The organism is Bacteroides sp. ET71, assembly GCF_023336905.1.
Lineage (GTDB): Bacteria > Bacteroidota > Bacteroidia > Bacteroidales > Bacteroidaceae > Bacteroides.
Map to the genome: position 1 here is coordinate 1 of NZ_JAMBLS010000029.1, position 21,571 is coordinate 21,571.

Below are 21,571 nucleotides of genomic sequence, written 5' to 3' on the forward strand. Positions count from 1 at the left end.
TCTACAATGTTCATGCGCGAAGCCCTCCAGGCAGGGATGCCGGTGCTGAGCAGGTTGAGCACGAAGCAGAACAGCAAGGCCCATCCGAAGGTGGAGGCGTGCAACAGGATAGAGGCATCGACCGTGGGCGGGTTGAGCGTCACGCTGTACTCCTGTGCGAAGAACACCGAGTCGCCCAGATAAGCAAAGAGCACACTCAAGAACAGTCCGACGATGCCCGCCAGGAGGGTGACGATAAGGTTCTCTCCCAATATCTGCCCCATCAGTTCACGGCGGGTGGAGCCGAAGGCACGGCGCACGCCTATCTCGCTGACCCGTTGCCGCAGGCGGCTCTGCGTCATGCTGCTCAGGTTGATGGCCGGCACGATGAGGAGGATGAGAAAGATGACCCATCGCTCGCGGCGGGCGGCCTCTACGTCAGGTTCCCAGTTGGCAGCCGTGGCAAGGACGTGCTTCTCCTGGTCGTAAGGACGGTTACGGCTGATGAACTTCCAGCCGTCCTCGGCCAACGACTGGTTGTAGGCCTCCAGGCGACGGTTACATTCTTCACGGATGGCGGGGAAGTCGGCACGGTCCCTGGCCAGGATGGTGCACGACATCATGCCCATCAGGTCTTTGTTCCAGGTGTTGTCCACCTGGTCGGTCGAGGTGAATGGAATCCATACCTGCGCGTAGGCGCTCTCGGCCAGGGTGCTGACGTCGCGCACCACACCACTCACCCGGTAGGGCGCATGAGCCAGGAGGAACTCGCGCCCGGTGGCCTGCGTGGTGCCAAACAACTGGCGCGCCACACTCTCGGTGATGACGGCCAAGGGTATCCCGGCGTCAAAGGTAGCCCGGTCGTAAGGTTTGCCATCAATGAAGGCAAAGTCAAACACACGCCAGAAGTCATCGTCCGTCTCCTTTACGTCTACCGCCGTAGCTGGCTGATTGGGCAGGCTGACAGGCATCGCCACCGTTATGCAGGTGTAGAGCGTGACGGCCTCGGGCGTCTCCAACGATTTATACAGTTCACGTCCCGTACGCACACTCATGGGACCATTGCTGCTGCTGTCGCCCCAATCCTTGTTGGTGATGCTGCTAAAACGCACGTGCAAGTAGCGGTCGCGGTTCGACTCTGGTGCATAGGGCGACACCTTTACTTGCTGCATCATCACCACCAGCATGATGAGGAAGATGGACAGGGCCGTGCCCGCCACATTCACCATGCTGATGAGCGGCTGTTGCCGCAGTTGTGCCCAGGCTTGTTGTATGTATTGCTTAATCATGATTACAGTTATTTGATAGTTGACAAGGAAACGAGTTAATGAGGCTACAAGGTCTTGTAGGAAGCAAAATGAAAAGGGGTAAGCTCTGTCCTTGTGGTCTTGTTAACTTGTTCCCTAAATTCCTAATTCTTACTCCCCGACCTTCAGCCCGCCACGGTTCAGCTCGCCGATGCCGCTGCGGTGCAGGTCGGCCGTCTTGGCACGACCGCGCAGGGTGACGCTGCCCACGCCGCTCATGGAGGCATCCACGTGGTCGCAATCGACAGTCACCTTGGCATCGCCCACCCCGCTCATGTGCAAGTCGAGGTTGCGGCAGCGCAGGTCGTCGATGACCGCCTCGCCCACTCCGGTGATGCGGATGTCCAGGTCGCCGTCCAGTTTCAGGGTCTCCTCACAACGGAAGCTGCCCACACCTTTGAACTCAATGTCGTCCAGGCCGGGGGCGGTGAGATAGATGGTAACGCCGTTGTTATTGCCCCTGTTCAGGTTCTTCTTCTTGTTCTTGAAACCGATGGACAGGGTGCCGTCCTTGGACACGGTAGTCACGGTGTTGTTCACATACTTCTCCCGCCCCTCGATACGGAGGGAGTAGGCATCATCTTGCGTAAAGATGATGTCGCCCACGGTCGTGATGTCTATGGCGTGGAAAGCTTCCACCTTGCGTGTTTGGGTTACACGTGCATCGCCGTCGTCGGCCGTCACGGATGAAACACAAAAGAAAGCCAGCGTAGCGGCCAGCAACGTATAGATAGTTGTAGTCATCATAATTCTGAGTTGTTTAGTTAAATGATAATTTATGTGCGCGAAGCGCACAATGGTTAATGGTTAATGATAAATGGTTAATAGGCTTGTGCATGGTTCCTTTTGCTACGTATTAACCATTAACCATTTATCATTAATCATTGCGGCCTTCGGCCGCTAAATTCCTATTACCCCACCAGATGCCCGTCGAAGAAGTGCACCGTGCGCTTCGTCAGCCTGGCCTGGGCTTCGTTGTGCGTCACCATGACGATGGTGCGGCCGTCTTCCTGGTTCAGCCGTTGCAGGATGTCCATCACCTCGGCACCCATCTTCGAGTCCAGGTTACCTGTCGGCTCGTCCGCCAGGATTATTTCCGGGTTGCCGATAATGGCGCGGGCTATGGCCACGCGTTGGCACTGTCCGCCGGAGAGCTGTGTGGGCATGTGGCGCATGCGGTGTGTCATGCCCACCTTGGCCAGCACTTCCTCGGCCATGCGGTGCCGTTCCTTGGCACCTACCTTGCGGTAGAGCAGCGGAAGCTCCACGTTGTCTATCACGTTCAGGGAGTTGATGAGATGGAACGACTGGAACACGAATCCCAGGTTGCGGTTGCGGAAGGCAGCCAGTTCCTTGTCTTTCATGCGGGTGGTGTCCGTACCGGCTATCTCTACCGTACCCGTGGTGGGCACGTCCAACAGCCCCATGATGTTCAGCAGGGTGGATTTGCCACAGCCTGAGGGTCCCATGACGCTGAGAAACTCACCCTTCTCTACTTCCATGTTTACGTCCTCCAGTGCGAGGGTTTCTACCTCATCGGTACGGTAAATCTTTGTGATGTTAGTTAGCTTAATCATTGACATAATGCTTAGTGTTTTATGAGTTAATAATATGATTCTATTCTTTAGTCTGTGATGGTCTGCTATTCCGAGCATAGCTGAGGAATCTCAAGAGATTATAAGCATGTAGTGAGTTCCCTCGACTACGCTCGGGATGACAGTGCCATCGGTGATAAACATCCAAATGCCGTGCCAAAACAGCAAGCATCTGATTGTTTGTAGTTTATCTATCTGGCAGGGCGTCCGATATCGGACACCCTGTCCGCTTTTGGTGTCCGTTCACTCATCGCGCAGGGCTTCGGTGGGCGGGATGCGGCTAATCTTGCGGGCGGGGATGTAGACGCCCACCGACACCACCAGCAGCAGGATGGCATAGACGATGAACGACACGAAGAGGAAGTGCGTCCAGAAGTAGTCTGTCCAATACTCCGGCCGCAGGATGTCATTCCACATCGCGCCCTTGGAGAAGCCCTCGCTGATGGCATATTGCAGGTAGATGAAGCAGCCGACAAGGGTGCCCAGCGTGGTCAGCACCGCACCTTCGCCCAGCAGGAGGCGGACGATGTGCCCCGGCGTGGCCCCGAAGGACAGCATCACCCCGACTTCCTCGCGGCGGGTGCGGGTCTGCAGCCAGAAGGTGCCTACCACGCCCAGGCAGAGGTTCACCAGGAAGAAGACGGCCACCAGCAGGTTGCGCCGGTAGATGGGGGTGGAACTCCAGGCCTCCGCCTCGGCAATGCCCTGGCGGTAGGTTTTGAGGTCGCGGGCATAGAGATTGCCTGCCCGCAGGTTCTGGAGCATCCAAGGCTTGAAGTCGTGCAGGAAACGGTCCATGCTGACGCCCTCCTTCAGGCGGATGAGGATGCGGGCATCAGCGGGCATATAGTCGCGGGCCATGTCTTCCTCTTTGCCGGGCAGGAAAGCAAGGGGGATGGGACGCTGGTCGCTATAGAATTTGACGGAGCCTACGGTACCTATTATATTAATGTAGGTAGTGTCCTTCTCGTCGCACTCCCAGAAGCGCTTGTGGCGCGGGTCGTCGGTATGGAACAGATAGTCCAAGGTGTTCTCGTCTATCACCAGGTCGTTCACACCGTAGGCATGGTCGGACAGCTCGGCGGGGGTCAGGCCCTTGCCGGGGCGGAAGCCGTAGGTCTCGAAGAAATGGGTGTGGGGCAGGAACTGGATAACATAGACGTCGGTACCGTTCTGTGCTGTGTCGCCTTCTGCCCGGTAGGAAGACGACATGCTGCCCTGCGAACCGGGATAGCTGAAGCCCATCAGGGGGGTGGCCTGCTCGACGTCGGTGTGTTGGCGTACGCGGTCGATGATATGGAGATAGGATTCCATCAGGGCACCGGGTTCGGCGGATGAGGAATCGTAGCCGGGCGCCGAGGGTTGCAGGGCGTCCATGGAAACGAGACAGAGGCGGTCGGCATCGTAGCCCAGGGGGAGCATACGGTCGTGCGTCACTACGATGACGGGGTCGAAGATGGCCCATGACAGTACGGCCACCAGGATGAGTTCGGCCAGCAGCCAGGCATTGCGACGGCGGCGGGTCCAAAGGGTTTTGAGTATCAAATGAAACATAATGAGCGGCCCCCTCCAACCTCCCCCCGGCGGGGGAGGCTAAAGTTATAGGGGCAATATTTTATCAGTTATACATATTTCTTATTACATACTATCTTAATTACATACTATCTTACTCCCTCCCTACGGGGGAGGGATAGGGAGGGGCTTTTATCTCCTTTCATATAATGAGTGGATGATGGGTTTGCGGAGCGACAGCCATGCCGGCAGCAGGGCGGACAGGAGGTTGAGCAGCACGCAGAGGACAAATGCACAGAGGAAGACCAGTGGGGCGAAGAGCATCTCGCCGCTGACGTAGGCATTGGCGCCCTCGGGGACAGACCTTGTGAAGTCGTCCAGCAAGAAGAACAGCCATTCGCGGCCTGCATAGATGGCCAGCCAGGCAATGAGCAGTCCTAACACACCGCCCAGGAGCGTGAGCAGCAGGTTCTCCCACATCACCTGCCCCAACAGCTTGCCACGTCCTGCGCCGAAGGACTTGCGCACGCCCATCTCTGCCAGGCGGCTCTCCATGCGACTGGCTATCATGCCGCTCAGGTTGAGGGCGGGCACCAGCAGGAGGACGAGGAGCATGAGGCCGAAGTAGCGTACCCGGGACCAGAAGTCGAAGTCTTGGGCGGGGTATTCCTGGAAGACGCTGAGGGCATGTGTGCGTGGCTGTTCCCACAGGTCCATCTGCCACTGACCTTTGTGTTGCTGGTTGAGCCGTCGGGTGACGTCTTTCACCTCGGCCTGCAGGGCCCGGGCCTGGTCGTCGTCTTTCACCAGGAAGGTCAGGCTGAAGGAGCCGACGTAGGGGTAGCGGTCGGTCTGGCTTTTGCGGTAGTTGTCGTCCACTGAATAGGGCAGATAGACCTGGGCATAGGATTGCGGGGTGAGGTAGCTGCCGCCCCGGACGACGCCGCACACGCGGTAGGGGATGTAACTGAGGCTGAACGTCTGCCCCACCACGCCCCGGGTGGTGCCGAAGAGTCGCCGGGCCAGGTCGTCGGTGATGACGGCTGTGCGGATGCCGCTCTGCAGGTCGCTGTCGGTGAAGGGGTTGCCCTCCAGGAAGCGGAAGGTGTATATGCGGAAGAAGGCGGGGTCTACCAGCTTGATGGGTGGGTGGAAGTCGCCGCTACGGTCGGCCGGTTGGATGTAGGCATTGTCCGTAAAGCGCCAGGATGCGTATTGGGCTGAGATGGTTTCTGTGTTCTCGAAGTGCAGCGCCCAGTCCTGCAAGGCTACGTAGGAGAGGGCGGCCTGGTGGGTGTTGTGTCCGTCGGTGAAGCTGGCGTGGGTCAGGTAGAGCGTCCGGCTGCGGTTCGCCTCCGGGTAGACGGGTGCGAGCTTCACGTAGTAAATCTCCGCCACAATCATCGTCATGGCGATGGCCAGCCCGGTGCCTGCGATGTAGAGTCCGCTGAACAGGGGGTTCTGCCGCAGCAGGGTCCAGGCTTGTTTCAAGTAGAGTTTAAGCATAATAGTTGGGTTGTCTGATGCCGGGCGTCACGAAGACGGACGGCGGGTTACACATTATTATATATGTTCTCATCTTTCGGTGTTTGTCCATTTATTTTCCCACTTTCCGGGACTGGGGGCGGGTGTGTGCCGGCAACAGTCCCCACCTTTTCCCTACCCTCTCCACAGGGGGCTGTGGCCGGGGTGGCGGAGATGGTGGGATGAGGTTGGCAGTTTGTCAAATATTCTGACCATCGTTGGCAGGCAGTCCCCCACCCCCTTTTACAATGGCTTCTGACGGGGGGTAGGGAAAGACGCCGCCTTTCCCTGCCTCAGACGCCGCCTTTGGCGGGGAGGGGCGGCGCGGGTCACTGTTTCAGCTTCAGTTTGTTCTTATTTTTGAACATGCTCATGTCGCTGACCACCACCTGCTCGCCGGGCTTCAGTCCGGAGACGACCTCGACATACTCGAAGTTCGAGTCGCCCAGTTGCACCTTGCGTTTCTGCAACTCGTCGGAGGCGGTGCGGACAAAGAGCTCGTATTCGCCGCGGCCCACGTAGTACGAAGCGTTGGCGATGCGCATCACGTCCTCCTTTACGGCGTTCATCACGTAGACATCGGTCTTCAGCCCCGAGCGCAAGCGGCGGTTGCTGTCGTCGTCCAACTGCACGGTGAAGCTGATGACCCCGTTCTTCGAAAGCGGCGTCACACTGCTCACCCGGCCCACAAGCTGCTCCCGTCCTATCTTGACGATGGCCTTGCCACCGGCCGCCACCCGGTCGCCATACGTGTCAGCAATCTCCCCCTCCACCTTGAAATGGCTCAGGTCGGAGATGATGGCAATCTGCGTGCCCTGCGTCACCTGCACGCCAATCTGGTCGTTGATATACGTCAGAATGGCCTTGCGCGGCGAACGCACCTGCGCATCGTCCAGCGTGCGCTTCATCTCGGCCAGGTCCTTCCGGAAGATAGACAGCTCCAGCTCCTTCACCTTGTAGTCGGCCGCCAGCGTCTTCTGCTTGCCCGCATACTGCTGGCGTAGCTGCTCCAGCTCCAGTTCGCTGACGTTCAAGTCCAGCTCAGCCTGGCGCACCTGGTCAGTCGTTCCCGAACCGATACTGTCCAAGTACCGCTCGTTGCGCAGCACCACCCGCTTGCGGTTCAACTGCATCTCACTCACCTTTATCTGATTGGCCATATCATTCAGTGCCACCTCGTTGTTGATACGCAACTGCTCCAGCTCATACTGCTTGGTCTTCTCCTCGTCCAACAACTTCTGATACTCCGTCTCCGTGCTCTGCAAGTCCAGCTTCAGAATAGGCGTGCCCACATCCACGCTGTCGCCACCCTTCTTGTAAACCTCGACGATGCGCGTGTTGATGGGCGAATTGATAATCTCTTCGAAGGCCGGAACCACCTTGCCCGACGCACTCACACTCACCTCGATGGTACCTTGGTCCACGGTGGAGAACACCACATCCTTCTCCCTGACCCCCGTCCGCATCACAGAGACTAGCACACTGATGACCACGATGACTGCCACACCGCCGATGCCATAACGCATCAACCTCTTGTTGCGCTCCCTTCGGCGCACCTCTTTCGGAATTTCTCTATCCATATCTATCTATCCAAATTAATGATACATTCACTTTCCGTCCGCACCCGTGCGGACACCACCCCCCTACAAGCGAAATCTGTGCCAAACATGCAGACCACTGATTATCAGCACCGAGCAAAAACAAGGGGTGTCCGATATCGGACACCCCTGTACATTTTCGGATACACCGGCCGCACAACCGGCTCACCGCAACCGCAACCGCGTCCCCACCTCGGGCACGTAGTCCTCGTCACACTTGTTCATCTTATACAGATTCTTCAGGCGGATACCAAACTTCTGCGAGATAGAGTGCATCGAATCCCCGTCGCGCACCACATACTCCTCATAAGGCTTCTGCGCCTTCTTGTTCTTCTTCTTCAGGTAAATGATGTCGCCCGCCTCCAGCGTATACTCCTTATGCAAGTCATTATACTTCACCAGCTTCTTCCAACTGATGTCGAACTCACCGCCCAACAGCCGGAACGTATCGCCGTCACGTGCCACCACATACACCAACCCGTTGGCCAAGTAAGTCTGGTGCGGATTGGCCAGCCACGGCTTCTTCTTCAACAGCTTGGCCCAACGGCGTGCCTCACGCTTGCTCATCCCCTTGCTGTCATACTTATAAAGGTCATAATCCTCAATGATGGTGATAAGGCGGTTGGCATACGAAGGGTCGGTGGCATACCCCGCCTTCTTGAGCCCCTTGGCCCATCCCTTGTAATCAGTTATCTTCAGCTTGAACAGGAACGCATAGCGGGGCCTCTCCCTCAGAAACTTGGAATGGTCCTCATACGAATCTTCAGCCTTCCGGTATGCACGGAAACACTCATCCTTGGCATCATCATCATGATAGACCTTCCGCCCCCTCCAACCATGACACTTGATGCCGAAATGATTGTTGCTCTTGCGCGCCAGCACACTACGCCCGGCCCCACTCTCCAGCAGCCCCTGTGCCAAAGTAATGCTGGCAGGAATCTTGTATTTCTTCATCTGCTCCACCGCCAGCGGCGCATATGTCTTGATATACTCGTTGTATGCCGAATTACGGCGTTGGGCATAACTCATGGCCGATACACATAGCATGCAAAGCAAGCATACGGCACCCATGCGAATAGTCTGTCTCATGAATGTAATATTTGAATCAGGCACAAAAGTCAGCAAAAGATTCGAGAAAAACAATCGTTTTTACTTATTTTCAACATCTGCCGCACTTATACCACAAACATGCCCCAGCCTTCAAACCACAGACTTCGGCCATTTTATTATTTATTAGGGCATATCCGTATAGAAATATGGCGCAAAATGCCTACTTTTGGCCAGACAAAAGAATACATTACAGAAACCATTCAATAAAACCTCGCCCCATGAGAGAACAAAATATCCACATCTCCCTTCGCCTCTACCAAGAGGAAGAACTGAATACAGATGACCTCGAACTTTTGGAGGCCGCACGTCAAGCCACTTACCGCAGCTATACGCCCTATTCACATTTTTCCGTAGGGGCAGCCGCACGCCTGGCCAATGGAACTATTGTGACTGGCAGCAACCAGGAAAACGCTGCCTATCCATCAGGACTTTGTGCCGAACGTACGGCACTTTTCTATGCCAATGCACAATACCCCGACCAGGCCATTGACACTTTGGCCATTGCCGCACGCAATGAACGCGGAGATTTTCTGTCTGCCCCCATCCCGCCTTGTGGAGCCTGCCGCCAGGTAATGCTAGAAACCGAACAACGTTTCCAACGCCCCATGCGTATCCTGCTTTTCGGTACAAAAGGAATTTATGAAGTAAAGGATGCCGGCAGCTTATTGCCTCTCTCTTTTGACGCATCTGCTATGAAATAAGCCCTCCATCATAGGGTATCTCACTATTTTTTCTTACTTTTGCGCCGAGAAAACAGGTAAAAGAAGAATTTATGGCAAAAGACTACCCTTCCGTCCTGCTGATTTACACGGGCGGCACCATCGGCATGATTGAGAACCCAGAGACTGGTGCGTTGGAGAATTTCGACTTCGACCACTTGCTTCGACATGTACCCGAGCTGAAGAGGTTCAACTACGACATCTCGTCCTATCAATTTGACCCGCCCATTGATTCTTCGGATATGGAACCGGAGTTGTGGGCCAAGATTGTTGGCATCATACATGACAATTATGATAAGTTCGACGGATTCGTCATTTTGCACGGCACGGACACCATGGCTTATACAGCCTCGGCCTTGAGCTTTATGCTGGAGAACTTAGGAAAGCCTGTTATCTTGACCGGGTCACAACTGCCCATAGGAACACTGCGTACGGATGGCAAGGAAAACCTCATTACAGCCATAGAAATTGCAGCCGCGCGTCGTCCGGATGGTTCGCCAATGGTGCCGGAAGTGTGCATTTTCTTTGAAAACGAGCTGATGAGGGGGAATCGCACAACAAAGATCAATGCCGAAAACTTCAATGCTTTCCGTTCATTTAATTATCCGTCATTAGCTAAAGCAGGTATTCACATTCGCTATAATGAACACCTGATCAGGCGCCCGGACCCTGCACGGCCGATGAAACCGCACTACCTGTTTGATACAAATGTGGTGATGCTGACGTTGTTTCCTGGAATACAAGAAAGTATCATCGATTCAGTATTACACGTACCAAGTCTGAAAGCTGTGGTACTGAAAACATATGGTTCAGGAAATGCGCCCCAGAAAGAATGGTTCATCCGGCAACTGAAGGAGGCGACTGAACGTGGCATCATTATCGTCAACATCACGCAATGTCCCAGCGGAGCGGTGGAGATGAACCGTTATGAAACGGGGTTGCAACTGCTGCAGGCGGGCGTTATCAGCGGATATGACAGCACACCGGAGTGTGCGGTGACCAAGCTGATGTTCCTGTTGGGGCACGGTCTGTCATTGCCGGAAATGCGGCGGCTGATGAATTCCGACCTGGCCGGGGAAATCACCAAAGACAGTTAGTCAGGCTTGCCTCTCCCCCTGCCTATCCTTTTGTTGGCCCGCAGCCTGCGACTGTTCAAACCTGTCTCCGACAGTTTCCGCCATGGGTAGCCGATACTGTCGGCAAAGAGCCACTGCATGCCCCCTCCAGATTGTCTTTCCCGAAGTGTCACTTCGGGATGTTTTTCTTTTTGTAAATATCTTTAAATGTCAGCTCAGATGCAAGAGTTTAATCAGGTATTTCCTAATGTCCTCAGCATGAGCGTATTGAAACTTAGCACAAGTATCGGTAACACTTAGCACAAGTGTCAGTAATACTTAGCACAAGTGTCAGTGACACTTAGCACAGGTGTCGGCGACACTTAGCACAGGTGTCAGCCACCTTGCCCAAGGTCGTCGCCCGCCCGTATGGGATGTCAAGATTTATTCAATGGCAGACATCCGGGCACCGCCGCCTGTCGGACCGCTGCCCCAAAGCGTGATGATGCAGGTGTACACCTTGCCTAGTGCGAGGTCCGGGCTGATGGCCGTGCGTTTTCCCAATACTTCAAATGATATTCTTTTGATTAAAGCTTGCAGATTCTCAAATATTATGTTTAAATTTGGCAGATATTTCTGAAACAGACACCATCAAACTCTAAATGCATATGTTATGGAAACATTGAACCTTATTAAAAATGATTCTTGGCTAGAGCCATATTCAGAAGCTATCAACGGCCGTCACCAGCACGCTATTGACAAAGAAAAAGAACTGACAAATAATGGTAAAAAAAGCCTATCCGATTTTGCTACCGGTTATTTATATTTTGGATTACATCGTACAGCAACCGGATGGGTTTTCCGTGAATGGGCACCCAATGCTACACAAATTTTTCTTATTGGCACATTCAACGATTGGAAAGAACTAAAAAAATATAGCCTAAAGCGTAAAAGCAATGGGAATTGGGAAATTACCCTCCCCTTAAATGCCATAAACCACGGTGATTTATATAAATTAAAAATATACTGGGACGGAGGATGTGGTGAGCGTATTCCTGCATGGGCAACACGTGTGGTTCAGGATGAGCAAACTAAAATATTCAGTGCACAAGTTTGGAGTCCGGCAAAGCCATATAAGATGAAAAAACGCACTTTCAAACCTTTTACTGACCCTCTTTTGATATATGAATGTCACATCGGAATGGCCCAACAAGAGGAAAAAGTTGGTACATATCGTGAATTTCAAGAAAAAGTATTGCCACGCATTGTGAAAGATGGTTATAATTGTATCCAAATCATGGCTATACAGGAACATCCCTATTATGGCAGTTTTGGCTATCATGTATCCAGTTTTTTTGCACCGTCATCACGCTTCGGCACTCCAGATGAGCTAAAAGAATTAATCGACACGGCCCATAAAATGGGACTGACAGTCATCATGGATATTGTTCACTCACATGCTGTAAAAAATGAAGTGGAAGGTTTAGGCAATTTTGCAGGAGATCCCAATCAATATTTCTATCCAGGCGATCGTCATGAACATCCTGCATGGGATTCTCTTTGTTTTGATTATGGCAAAAACGAAGTATTACACTTCTTACTCTCAAATTGCAAATATTGGTTAGATGAATTTCATTTTGATGGTTTCCGTTTTGATGGTGTAACATCTATGCTATATTATAGTCATGGCCTAGGAGAAGCATTTTGTAATTATAATGACTATTTCAATGGACATCAAGATGACAATGCCATTTGCTATTTGACCTTAGCCAACCGATTGATTCATGAAGTGAATCCGAATGCTATTACCATTGCAGAAGAAGTATCTGGCATGCCTGGTTTAGCTGTAAAATTTGAAGATGGAGGCTATGGTTTCAACTATCGTATGGCTATGAATATCCCAGATTATTGGATTAAAACCATTAAAGAAAAGATAGATGAAGATTGGAAACCTTCAAGTATGTTTTGGGAAGTAACCAATCGACGTAGTGATGAGAAGACCATTTCATATGTTGAAAGTCATGACCAGGCCTTAGTCGGAGACAAAACTATCATCTTCCGCTTGATAGACGCTGACATGTATTGGCACATGCAAAAGGGAGATGAGAATTATACAGTAAATAGAGGCATTGCTCTGCATAAAATGATAAGACTATTAACAGTTACAACCATCAATGGCGGATATCTAAACTTCATGGGCAATGAGTTCGGACATCCAGAATGGATTGATTTCCCACGCGAAGGAAATGGATGGTCATACAAATATGCTCGTCGTCAATGGGATTTGGTAGATAACCAGAATTTGGATTATCACTACTTAGGAGATTTTGATCAAGCGATGCTTCAAGTAGTAAAAAGTGTTCGTAAATTCCAAGGAACTCCTATTCAAGAGATTTGGCATAATGATGGTGATCAGATTTTAGCTTATATGCGCAAAGATTTAATCTTTGTATTCAATTTCAACCCTAAACAATCATTCACTGATTATGGCTTTTTAGTACCTGAAGGAGCTTACGAAGTCATATTAAATACAGACAGTCCAGCGTATGGTGGTAACGGATTGAATGATGATAGTGTGACGCATTTTACAATGCCTGATCCCTTGTATAAAAAAGACAAGAAAGGATGGATGAAACTGTATATCCCGGCACGTACGGCCATGGTTTTGCGTAAGAAAAAATAAAGTCGATTAGAAGCAGAGGAAGTATATCAAATCAATAAAAGATAAAGATATTGTCCTCTGCTTCTTTTATACTCTTTCGAAATCAACGCCGCGGAGCGCTGTCGCGCAACTGCACCGCTGGATTGTTCTCAATACGGAACTCCATGCGAGGTTGGAGGAACTTCATTTCAAACCCAGGCAGAGGGCACTTACTACGTTGCAACACGAGACTATATTGAGATTTCTGGGGGAGCCGTAAGAAATAAGGATGGTATTATTTATCGTCACATATTGGGAAACCATGCCTACCTTTGCGGAAAAACATCTAACATGAATAAATTCAGGATACTCCGCTTTACCCGCTGGCAATTCTTCAAGAACAAGCTCGCCTACCGGATTGCTGAAGCTTATGAGCTTCACCGTATACACGAATAGATATGCCGGCATATGCCAGGACAGCGGCAAGATTATTTGGCTGACCGCCTGTGCGGGCAAGCTGAAGTATGAAACGCCCTCGTATGTAGAGGAAGGAAGTTAGCCCCCAATCTTTATATTGCAACCAGTAGGTACATAAGCACAAGTATTTGCTTCGAGCAAATCATCCTCTATAGCCTTTCGGAGTTGCTCATCGCTACCCCAACGTACACTTTGGCTGTCCATGATGCCTGCACATGCTTCCGCTTGCTGTCCATTTTTACACGAACTTTTTCCCGTAAATAATTAACGTGAGTTTGATATAAGGAATAAAATTATTCGTTTGATAATTAGGAACATAGCGATAAAAGCATTAAATTTATAGTGTCAAGTTATAACATTTAAGCGATTACCACTATGTTCTCAGAGGATAAAGTTACGGAGATTTATTGTATGGCGGATGATTTTTGCAAAGAATTTGCCAAAGTACAGGAAAAATACATGGTTGAAGCCAAGAATCATAAACATCGGAACAAGCCGAACCGGATGAGCGATGCGGAAATCATGGTCATCCTGATCCTGTTCCACTCGGGAGGTTTCCGATGTTTCAAGCATTATTACAAGGAATATGTCTGCAAGCATCTGCCCCACCTCTTCCCCAGCCGTGTGTCCTACAACCGTTTTGTGGAACTGGAGAAAGAAGTCCTGTTGCAACTTACCGTCTTCATCAAGGAGGTCTTGCTGGGCACTTGTACCGGTATCAGCTTTGTGGATTCCACACCGCTGCGTGTATGCCGGAGACAACGCATATTGATCCATAAAACCTTTGAGGGGCTTGCGGAACGTGGAAAATGCTCCATGGGATGGTTCTTCGGCTTCAAACTGCATTTGATTATCAATGACAAAGGGGAAATCCTTAACTTTATGTTTACACCCGGAAATGTGGATGACCGTGAGCCGTTGAAACAAACCAGGTTCTTGAAAAATATAAAGGGCAAGCTCTGTGCGGACAAAGGGTACATCGGTCAGGCACTATTTGAGAATCTTTTCACGGGCGGCATACAACTGATAACCAAAGTGAAGAACAACATGAAAAATTCCCTGATGAGCGTAGCGGACAGAATCCTGCTGAGAAAACGCGCTTTGATAGAAACGGTCAATGATGAGTTGAAGAATATCGCACAGATTGAACACTCCAGACACCGTTCCTTCAATAACTTCATTGCCAATTCTCTATCTGCCATAGCAGCATACTGTTTCTTTGAAAAGAAGCCCGCCATTGACCTGTGTTTTGTCAAAGACGGGCAACTTACTATGTTTTGAATTATATCGAACTCACGTAATATTAAGTTGAGCTTATTTCAAAGTTAAGGTTACAATGGATTTGGCGGGTAGTGTTACCCGTAATATACCCTTATTTATCTGAGCTTCGTTGAAGGTGTTGGGTTGAACTTTGTCAGGGTGGTCGAAGGTGTTGTGGTCACTGATATCAGCAGATGTCAAAATCTCGCCGCTGACGTGTTTTGCTTTTAGGCTGCCCAGAGGAATTTCTATTTCACACGATTGTTTTAAGTCGATGTTGGCTAATGAAAGATGTACACAACCTTGCTTGTCGCGCGAGGCTGTAGCACTGAGAGTGGGAATGATGCGGTCATCGCGCACGATGCGCCGTTTGCATTGGATGTCTAGCGGCAGGAAGGTAGCATCTTGGTGTACTTTGTACATTTTGAATACGTAGTATGTCGGCGTCAATACCATCTGGTCTTCGCGGGTGAGAATCATTGATTGCAATACGTTGGCAATCTGTGCAATGTTCGCCATGCGTATGCGATCGGTGTATTTGTGGAAAACATTCAATGTAAGTGCTGCTACGAATGCGTCACGCATCGTGTTCTGTTGGAACAAATGTCCGGGGATAGTACCTGGTTCTTGCTCCCACCATGTGCCCCATTCGTCTACCATTAGGCCTACGTTTTTGTCTGGGTCATAGTGGTTCATGATATCGATGTGACGCTGTAAAACCTTTTCTATTTCAAGGCATTTACCTAATGTCCAATAATAGTCATCTTCGGTGAATTGTGTGGCCGATCCTTTCTTATTCCAGTCCATTGCAGTGTAATAGTGCAGCGAAAGCCCATTCATGCGTGTGCCTACGTTTTTCATCAGTACTTCTGTCCAGTTATAGTCATAGTCGCTGGCTCCACTGGCAATCTTGAAGAGCTCGTTTCCATTGTAGTTTCGGCAATAAGTGGAATACCTCCGGTAGAGGTCTGCATAATATTCTGGTCTCATGCTGCCACCGCATCCCCAGCATTCATTGCCTACTCCGAAGAAATGCACTTTCCACGGCTTTTCTCTTCCGTTCTGTTTGCGTAGCTTGGCCATGGGGCCATCCTGTGCGGTCATGTATTCTATCCACTTGGCCATTTCTTCTACTGAACCGCTTCCTACATTGCCGCTGACATAGGGCTCACAGTTCAGCAGCTCGCAGAGGTTGAGAAACTCATGTGTACCAAAGCTGTTGTCTTCTACTGTTCCTCCCCAGTTGTTGTTGACCATACGTGGGCGTTGTTCGCGAGGGCCAATGCCATCCATCCAGTGATATTCGTCGGCAAAGCAGCCTCCGGGCCATCGTAAATTGGGAATGGACAGTGCTTTCAGAGCCTCCAGTACGTCATTCCGGTATCCCTGTGTGTTCGGTATGGATGAATTTTCTCCTACCCAAAGTCCTCCGTAGATGCAAGTGCCCAGGTGTTCGGCAAATTGACCGTAAATGTGTCGGCTGATAATGTTCTTTCCTTGATCGGGATGCAATGTGATGGATATTTTCTCTTGGGCTGTCATTATCATCGGCGTGAAAGCCAAGGCTGTTAAAACGCATGCTTTAAAGTTCCTTTTGTTTATCATAATCTTATTTATTAATAATTGGTAATAATATTTATTGGTAATAATTGGTAATAAGTAGATGCTGAAATTTAGCTTATACTATCATGAAAGAAAACAATGGTAACTGAATTCTCATTCATAAATGTGAACAGTTACTTATAAGTAAATTTGTTTGTAAGTTATTGATGCAAAGTTAACAGTAATTCGGTATATTCACCAGGTTTAAATGTTGCAGATTGATGCCCTATTTGTTGCATGTATGCTTTTTTTGCTGTTGGCAACCTGTCGGTAGGTAGTGTGATTTTCCTTAAATAATGTAAGTTATCTTAAGTGTGTTCTACAACATAGTTTAGTAACACAGTCGGATTAGTTGCATTTTCTTTGATTAATTTCTAATTTGCGCCCCACTTAAGTTAAAGGTGTGCGAAGGCATGCCATATTTATTCATACTAAATCTTGAGGTATCATGAAAGTATATCAAACGAATGAAATTAAAAACATTGCTCTTCTTGGCAATGATGGTTCAGGTAAAACCACTCTCACAGAAGCATTGCTCTATGAGAGTGGTATTATAAAACGTCGCGGCAGAATTACTGCCAAAAATACGGTTAGTGATTATTTTCCTGTGGAACAGGAATATGGTTATTCTGTATTTTCTACGGTTTTTCATGTGGAATGGAATGGAAAGAAACTGAATATCATTGACTGTCCGGGAAGTGATGACTTTGTGGGAGCTGCTATTACGGCACTGAATGTGACGGATACGGCAATCTTGCTGTTGAATGGCCAGTATGGTGTGGAAGTAGGTACGCAAAATCACTTCCGTTATACGGAGAAATTAGGTAAGCCAGTTATTTTCCTGGTAAACCAATTGGATAGCGAGAAGTGTGATTATGACATGGTGCTTGAGCAGTTGCAAAGTATTTATGGACCCAAAGTGGTGCCGGTGCAATACCCGTTGGCTACAGGACCTAATTTCAATTCGTTGATTGATGTACTTTTGATGAAAAAATATTCGTGGGGACCTGAAGGTGGCGCTCCTACCATTGAACCGGTACCTGCTGAAGAGATGGAAAAGGCTACGGCTTTGCATAAGGCATTGGTAGAGGCTGCTGCCGAGCATGACGAAGCGCTGATGGAGAAATTCTTCGAGGCTGACTCTCTTACGGAAGATGAGATGCGTGAAGGCATACGTAAGGGATTGGCTGCGAGAGGAATGTTCCCGGTATTCTGTGTTTGTGCCGGTAAAGACATGGGCGTGCGTCGTTTGATGGAATTTTTAGGTAATGTAGTACCTTTTGTGGATGAGATGCCGCCTGTGCATAATACACGCGGAGAAGTGGTGAAGCCGGATGCCAATGCGCCTACTTCACTTTATTTCTTCAAAACGGCTGTAGAACCTCATATCGGTGATGTGCAGTATTTTAAAGTAATGAGTGGTAAGGTGCATGAAGGCGATGATTTTACCAATGCCGACCGTGGATCGAAGGAGCGTATTGCACAGATTTACGCCTGTGCAGGTGCTAACCGTATCAAGGTGGAGGAAATGGTGGCCGGTGATATAGGTTGTACTGTGAAGCTGAAAGATGTGCATACAGGTAATACGTTGAACGCCAAAGGGGCTGAAAATCGTTTCAATTTCATTAAATATCCTAACTCAAAGTATTCGAGAGCTATTCGTCCAGTGAATGAAGCGGATACGGAAAAGTTGATGGTTGTTTTGAACCGTATGCGTGAGGAAGATCCGACATGGGTGGTTGAACAGTCGAAAGAATTGCGTCAGACCATTGTGCACGGACAGGGCGAGTTCCATCTGCGTACGTTGAAATGGCGTTTGGAAAATAATGAAAAGTTGTCTGTAATATACGAGGAACCCCGTATTCCTTATCGGGAAACGATTACGAAAGCTGCACGCGCAGACTATCGTCATAAGAAACAGTCGGGTGGTGCCGGACAGTTTGGTGAGGTTCACTTGATTGTAGAACCTTATTATGAAGGCATGCCTGCTCCTGATACCTATAAATTCAATGGGCAGGAGTTTAAGATGAATGTGAAGTCAACAGAGGAAATCCCTTTGGAATGGGGTGGTAAGCTGGTGTTCGTGAATAGTGTCGTAGGTGGTGCCATTGATGCACGTTTCATGCCAGCCATCCTGAAAGGTGTCATGTCTCGCATGGAGCAAGGGCCATTGACGGGTTCTTATGCCCGCGATGTGCGTGTCATTGTTTATGACGGTAAGATGCATCCGGTAGATTCCAATGAAATCTCTTTCATGCTGGCCGGACGTCATGCGTTTAGCGATGCTTTCAAAAATGCAGGTCCAAAGATTCTGGAGCCTATTTATGATGTGGAAGTCTTTGTGCCTTCTGATAAGATGGGCGATGTAATGAGCGATTTGCAAGGGCGTCGTGCCATGATTATGGGTATGAGCAGTGAAGCGGGTTACGAGAAACTGGTTGCTAAAGTGCCTTTGAAAGAGATGTCTTCCTATTCTACCGCATTGAGTTCGTTGACGGGTGGACGTGCTTCGTTTATTATGAAGTTTGCAAGTTATGAGCTTGTACCCGGTGATGTGCAAGAGAAGCTGATTAAAGAGTTTGAAGCGAAGAATGCAGATGAATAATCGGGCTTTTTTTTAGAAACTTATTGCTATATTTTGTTTAGGGCCGTCTTTGCTCTTTTGTATAGGGCAAAGACGGTTTCTTTTATTTATACTGCTTGTCGGTGATATGATTATGGCAAGCAAAAGAATATGATTCCTTAATTTTTTATTAATTTCACAAACAAAGAGTCCTTTATTTTGTTATTATGTGCATGAGGATATTTAAAACTTATTCATCGGTTAATTAACGAGAATCCCGGGTTAAAACAGGTTAATGATGTCGGAATGTTAATTAGGGAGTGTTAATTTTGCAGTTATGAAAAAGTCTACTATATGGATATTGGGCGTCGTCATGGGACTGTCTTTTCTAAGTTTGCTGTATTTGCAGATCAGCTACATTGAAAAGATGGCTAAGATGCGCAATGAACAGTTTGATGAATCGGTGAAGCGGGCTTTGATGGCTGCTTCGAAAGATGTGGAGTCTGAGGAAGTGGATCGCTGGTTGCGGGAAGACATTTCTGAAGCAGAAAAGAAAGCATGGGAACAATCACGTAATAAAGGTATTACGCAGAGTATTACCATGGCTCTGCCTGATGGTACGGTACATTCGGCCATCAAATTTAGGAGTTTTAGTAAAGAACCGGCCAATCTGCCTCGGGCAATGATTTCGCGTAAGCATGGGGCTAAAACTATCCCCAAAACGTCGCGTACAATTGCTGATATGATAAAGAACCGTTATTTGTATCAGCGGGCTTTGGTGGATGAAGTTGTCTGGGAAATGGTTTATCACGCGAGTGATAAACCGTTGCAGGAGCGTGTAAACTTCAGAAATCTGGACCGGTATCTCCAGTCGGGATTGATTGATAATGGTATAGATTTGGATTATCATTTTAAAGTGATAGATGGAGAAGGAAGGGAAGTTTATCGGTGTAGCGATTATAGTGGTGTGGGGAGTGAGAAGTCTTACTCGCAGCCGTTGTTTTTAAATGATCCGCCGGCACGGATGAGTGTGGTGAAGATTCACTTCCCGGAGCGGCAGAATTATATTTATGATTCTGTCAGTTTCATGATTCCTTCGATGATTTTCACGTTTGTGTTGTTGATAACATTCATCTTTACGATTTGCATTATTTTCAGGCAAAAGAAGCTGACAGAGATGAAGAATGACTTTATCAATAATATGACGCATGAGTTTAAGACTCCGATTTCGACCATTTCATTGGCTGCTCAGATGTTGAAGGATCCTGCTGTGGGAAAATCGCCGGCCATGTTTCAACATATATCGGGTGTGATTAATGATGAAACGAAACGTTTGCGTTTTCAGGTAGAGAAAGTCTTGCAAATGTCTATGTTTGACCGGCAGAAGGCTACGTTGAAGATGAAGGAGCTGGATATGAACGAGCTGATTGCAGGGGTGGTCAATACGTTTACCCTGAAGGTGGAGCGATATAACGGAAAGATTGAGACGGAACTGGAGGCGGCGGAACCGTTTGTTGAAGCTGATGAGATGCACATTACGAATGTGATATTCAATCTGATGGACAATGCCGTGAAATATAAGCGTCCAGATGAAGACTTGAAGTTGGTGGTAAAAACATGGAATGAACCTGGCAAGGTGATGATATCTGTGCAAGATAATGGTATCGGCATTAAAAAAGAGAATCTGAAGAAGATATTTGATAAGTTTTATCGCGTGCATACGGGTAATCTGCACGATGTGAAAGGTTTCGGCCTGGGCTTGGCTTATGTGAAGAAAATCATTACGGATCATAAGGGAACCATTCGGGCAGAGAGTGAATTGAATGTAGGAACCAAGTTTATTATTGCATTACCTCAAATTAAAATAGATTGATATGGACGAGAAATTGCGTATTTTGTTGTGCGAAGATGACGAGAATCTTGGCATGCTTTTAAGGGAGTATCTGCAGGCAAAGGGTTATGCTGCCGATTTGTGCCCTGATGGTGAGGCTGGTTATAAGGCTTTCTTGAAGAATAAGTATGACATGTGTGTGTTCGACGTGATGATGCCGAAGAAAGACGGGTTCACGTTGGCACAAGAGGTGCGTGCCGCTAATTCGGATATACCTATTATATTCTTGACGGCCAAGACGCTGAAAGAAGATATCTTGGAAGGATTCAAGATAGGGGCGGACGACTACATCACCAAGCCGTTCAGCATGGAAGAGTTGACGTTCCGCATCGAGGCTATCTTGCGTCGTGTGCGTGGCAAGAAGAATAAGGAGAGCAATATTTATAAGATAGGTAAGTTTACGTTTGACACGCAGAAGCAGATTCTGTCCACACCGGAGAAGCAGACGAAGCTGACCACGAAGGAGTCGGAGCTGCTGGGCTTGTTGTGTGCGCATGCCAACGAGATATTGCAGCGTGACTTTGCCCTGAAGACCATCTGGATTGACGACAATTATTTCAATGCCCGCAGCATGGATGTGTACATCACCAAGTTGCGCAAGCATTTGAAAGAGGATGATTCTATTGAGATTATCAACATCCACGGCAAGGGCTATAAACTGATTACGCCGGAACAGGATTGATGCCTGTGCCCGGTATTAGGTGGGGAGCCGTCCTGGCCCGTAAGGGCCGGGGCGGT

17 protein-coding genes are annotated in these 21,571 nt (G+C 49.0%); 9 read left to right on the top strand and 8 right to left on the bottom strand.

All coding sequences use genetic code 11. From position 1 onward, the window contains the following. The 7 genes from M3090_RS12595 to M3090_RS12625 form a co-directional block, all read right to left on the bottom strand. Positions 1 to 1,268, bottom strand: a 1,268-nt coding sequence (locus M3090_RS12595) for an ABC transporter permease (RefSeq protein WP_249056793.1), incomplete at its 3' end; no start/stop codon positions are given. Between the two features lie 129 nt (positions 1,269 to 1,397). Then, a complete protein-coding gene (locus M3090_RS12600) occupies positions 1,398 to 2,033 on the bottom strand; it encodes a GIN domain-containing protein (RefSeq protein ID WP_249056796.1) in 636 nt (211 codons plus the stop codon). 164 nt (positions 2,034 to 2,197) lie between these two features. Next, positions 2,198 to 2,863, bottom strand: a complete 666-nt coding sequence (locus M3090_RS12605) for an ABC transporter ATP-binding protein (RefSeq protein WP_249056798.1) — start codon at positions 2,861 to 2,863, stop codon at positions 2,198 to 2,200. Positions 2,864 to 3,124: 261 nt separating this feature from the next. Beyond that, positions 3,125 to 4,435, bottom strand: a complete 1,311-nt coding sequence (locus M3090_RS12610) for an ABC transporter permease (RefSeq protein WP_249056801.1) — start codon at positions 4,433 to 4,435, stop codon at positions 3,125 to 3,127. A 150-nt stretch (positions 4,436 to 4,585) separates the two neighbouring features. Continuing rightward, complete coding sequence (locus M3090_RS12615) at positions 4,586 to 5,899, bottom strand: ABC transporter permease (RefSeq protein ID WP_249056803.1); 1,314 nt, start codon at positions 5,897 to 5,899, stop codon at positions 4,586 to 4,588. A 347-nt stretch (positions 5,900 to 6,246) separates the two neighbouring features. After that, positions 6,247 to 7,497: an efflux RND transporter periplasmic adaptor subunit gene (locus M3090_RS12620; RefSeq protein ID WP_249056806.1), complete on the bottom strand. Its 1,251-nt coding sequence runs from the start codon at positions 7,495 to 7,497 to the stop codon at positions 6,247 to 6,249. A gap of 183 nt (positions 7,498 to 7,680) precedes the next feature. Then, positions 7,681 to 8,586, bottom strand: a complete 906-nt coding sequence (locus M3090_RS12625) for a glucosaminidase domain-containing protein (RefSeq protein WP_249056847.1) — start codon at positions 8,584 to 8,586, stop codon at positions 7,681 to 7,683. A gap of 257 nt (positions 8,587 to 8,843) precedes the next feature. Between M3090_RS12625 and cdd the strand changes: the two genes are divergently transcribed. The 6 genes from cdd (at position 8,844) to M3090_RS12650 (ending at position 14,798) form a co-directional block, all read left to right on the top strand. Then, on the top strand, positions 8,844 to 9,326 hold the full coding sequence (gene cdd / locus M3090_RS12630; RefSeq protein WP_249056808.1) for a cytidine deaminase: 483 nt from the start codon (positions 8,844 to 8,846) through the stop codon (positions 9,324 to 9,326). Positions 9,327 to 9,397: 71 nt separating this feature from the next. Next, positions 9,398 to 10,441, top strand: a complete 1,044-nt coding sequence (locus M3090_RS12635) for an asparaginase (RefSeq protein ID WP_249056810.1) — start codon at positions 9,398 to 9,400, stop codon at positions 10,439 to 10,441. A gap of 631 nt (positions 10,442 to 11,072) precedes the next feature. After that, complete coding sequence (locus tag M3090_RS12640) at positions 11,073 to 13,082, top strand: alpha amylase C-terminal domain-containing protein (protein ID WP_249056812.1); 2,010 nt, start codon at positions 11,073 to 11,075, stop codon at positions 13,080 to 13,082. Between the two features lie 49 nt (positions 13,083 to 13,131). After that, positions 13,132 to 13,320: a DUF4248 domain-containing protein gene (locus M3090_RS12645; protein WP_317239247.1), complete on the top strand. Its 189-nt coding sequence runs from the start codon at positions 13,132 to 13,134 to the stop codon at positions 13,318 to 13,320. A 150-nt stretch (positions 13,321 to 13,470) separates the two neighbouring features. Then, positions 13,471 to 13,599 carry a hypothetical protein gene (locus M3090_RS15875; RefSeq protein ID WP_262918928.1) on the top strand — a complete coding sequence of 43 codons (129 nt, stop codon included), beginning with the start codon at positions 13,471 to 13,473 and terminating at the stop codon, positions 13,597 to 13,599. Positions 13,600 to 13,892: 293 nt separating this feature from the next. Further along, the gene (locus M3090_RS12650; RefSeq protein ID WP_249056814.1) at positions 13,893 to 14,798 is read left to right on the top strand and encodes an IS982 family transposase; all 906 of its coding nucleotides are present in this window, start codon (positions 13,893 to 13,895) and stop codon (positions 14,796 to 14,798) included. A gap of 33 nt (positions 14,799 to 14,831) precedes the next feature. On the opposite strand, the gene M3090_RS12655 is transcribed toward M3090_RS12650, so the two are convergent. Next, positions 14,832 to 16,325: an alpha-N-arabinofuranosidase gene (locus tag M3090_RS12655; protein ID WP_317239248.1), complete on the bottom strand. Its 1,494-nt coding sequence runs from the start codon at positions 16,323 to 16,325 to the stop codon at positions 14,832 to 14,834. 502 nt (positions 16,326 to 16,827) lie between these two features. Between M3090_RS12655 and M3090_RS12660 the strand changes: the two genes are divergently transcribed. The 3 genes from M3090_RS12660 to M3090_RS12670 all read left to right on the top strand — a co-directional run bounded on the left by M3090_RS12660 (position 16,828) and on the right by M3090_RS12670 (position 21,515). Continuing rightward, entirely contained in the window at positions 16,828 to 18,984 is a 2,157-nt protein-coding gene (locus tag M3090_RS12660; protein WP_249056816.1) for an elongation factor G, read from the top strand. Positions 18,985 to 19,279: 295 nt separating this feature from the next. After that, a complete protein-coding gene (locus tag M3090_RS12665; RefSeq protein ID WP_249056818.1) occupies positions 19,280 to 20,815 on the top strand; it encodes a sensor histidine kinase in 1,536 nt (511 codons plus the stop codon). A gap of 1 nt (position 20,816) precedes the next feature. After that, a complete protein-coding gene (locus tag M3090_RS12670; RefSeq protein ID WP_249056820.1) occupies positions 20,817 to 21,515 on the top strand; it encodes a response regulator transcription factor in 699 nt (232 codons plus the stop codon). The last annotated feature ends 56 nt before the right edge of the window (positions 21,516 to 21,571 follow it).

Coding starts and splice junctions, on each gene's coding strand:
- cdd (WP_249056808.1), top strand. CDS start 8,844: ATGAGAGAACAAAATATCCACATCTCCCTTCGCCTCTACCAAGAGGAA.
- M3090_RS12610 (WP_249056801.1), bottom strand. CDS start 4,435: ATGTTTCATTTGATACTCAAAACCCTTTGGACCCGCCGCCGTCGCAAT.
- M3090_RS12625 (WP_249056847.1), bottom strand. CDS start 8,586: ATGGGTGCCGTATGCTTGCTTTGCATGCTATGTGTATCGGCCATGAGT.
- M3090_RS12615 (WP_249056803.1), bottom strand. CDS start 5,899: ATGCTTAAACTCTACTTGAAACAAGCCTGGACCCTGCTGCGGCAGAAC.
- M3090_RS12660 (WP_249056816.1), top strand. CDS start 16,828: ATGAAAGTATATCAAACGAATGAAATTAAAAACATTGCTCTTCTTGGC.
- M3090_RS12640 (WP_249056812.1), top strand. CDS start 11,073: ATGGAAACATTGAACCTTATTAAAAATGATTCTTGGCTAGAGCCATAT.
- M3090_RS12665 (WP_249056818.1), top strand. CDS start 19,280: ATGAAAAAGTCTACTATATGGATATTGGGCGTCGTCATGGGACTGTCT.
- M3090_RS12600 (WP_249056796.1), bottom strand. CDS start 2,033: ATGATGACTACAACTATCTATACGTTGCTGGCCGCTACGCTGGCTTTC.
- M3090_RS15875 (WP_262918928.1), top strand. CDS start 13,471: ATGAGCTTCACCGTATACACGAATAGATATGCCGGCATATGCCAGGAC.
- M3090_RS12605 (WP_249056798.1), bottom strand. CDS start 2,863: ATGATTAAGCTAACTAACATCACAAAGATTTACCGTACCGATGAGGTA.
- M3090_RS12655 (WP_317239248.1), bottom strand. CDS start 16,325: ATGATAATGACAGCCCAAGAGAAAATATCCATCACATTGCATCCCGAT.
- M3090_RS12670 (WP_249056820.1), top strand. CDS start 20,817: ATGGACGAGAAATTGCGTATTTTGTTGTGCGAAGATGACGAGAATCTT.
- M3090_RS12635 (WP_249056810.1), top strand. CDS start 9,398: ATGGCAAAAGACTACCCTTCCGTCCTGCTGATTTACACGGGCGGCACC.
- M3090_RS12650 (WP_249056814.1), top strand. CDS start 13,893: ATGTTCTCAGAGGATAAAGTTACGGAGATTTATTGTATGGCGGATGAT.
- M3090_RS12620 (WP_249056806.1), bottom strand. CDS start 7,497: ATGGATAGAGAAATTCCGAAAGAGGTGCGCCGAAGGGAGCGCAACAAG.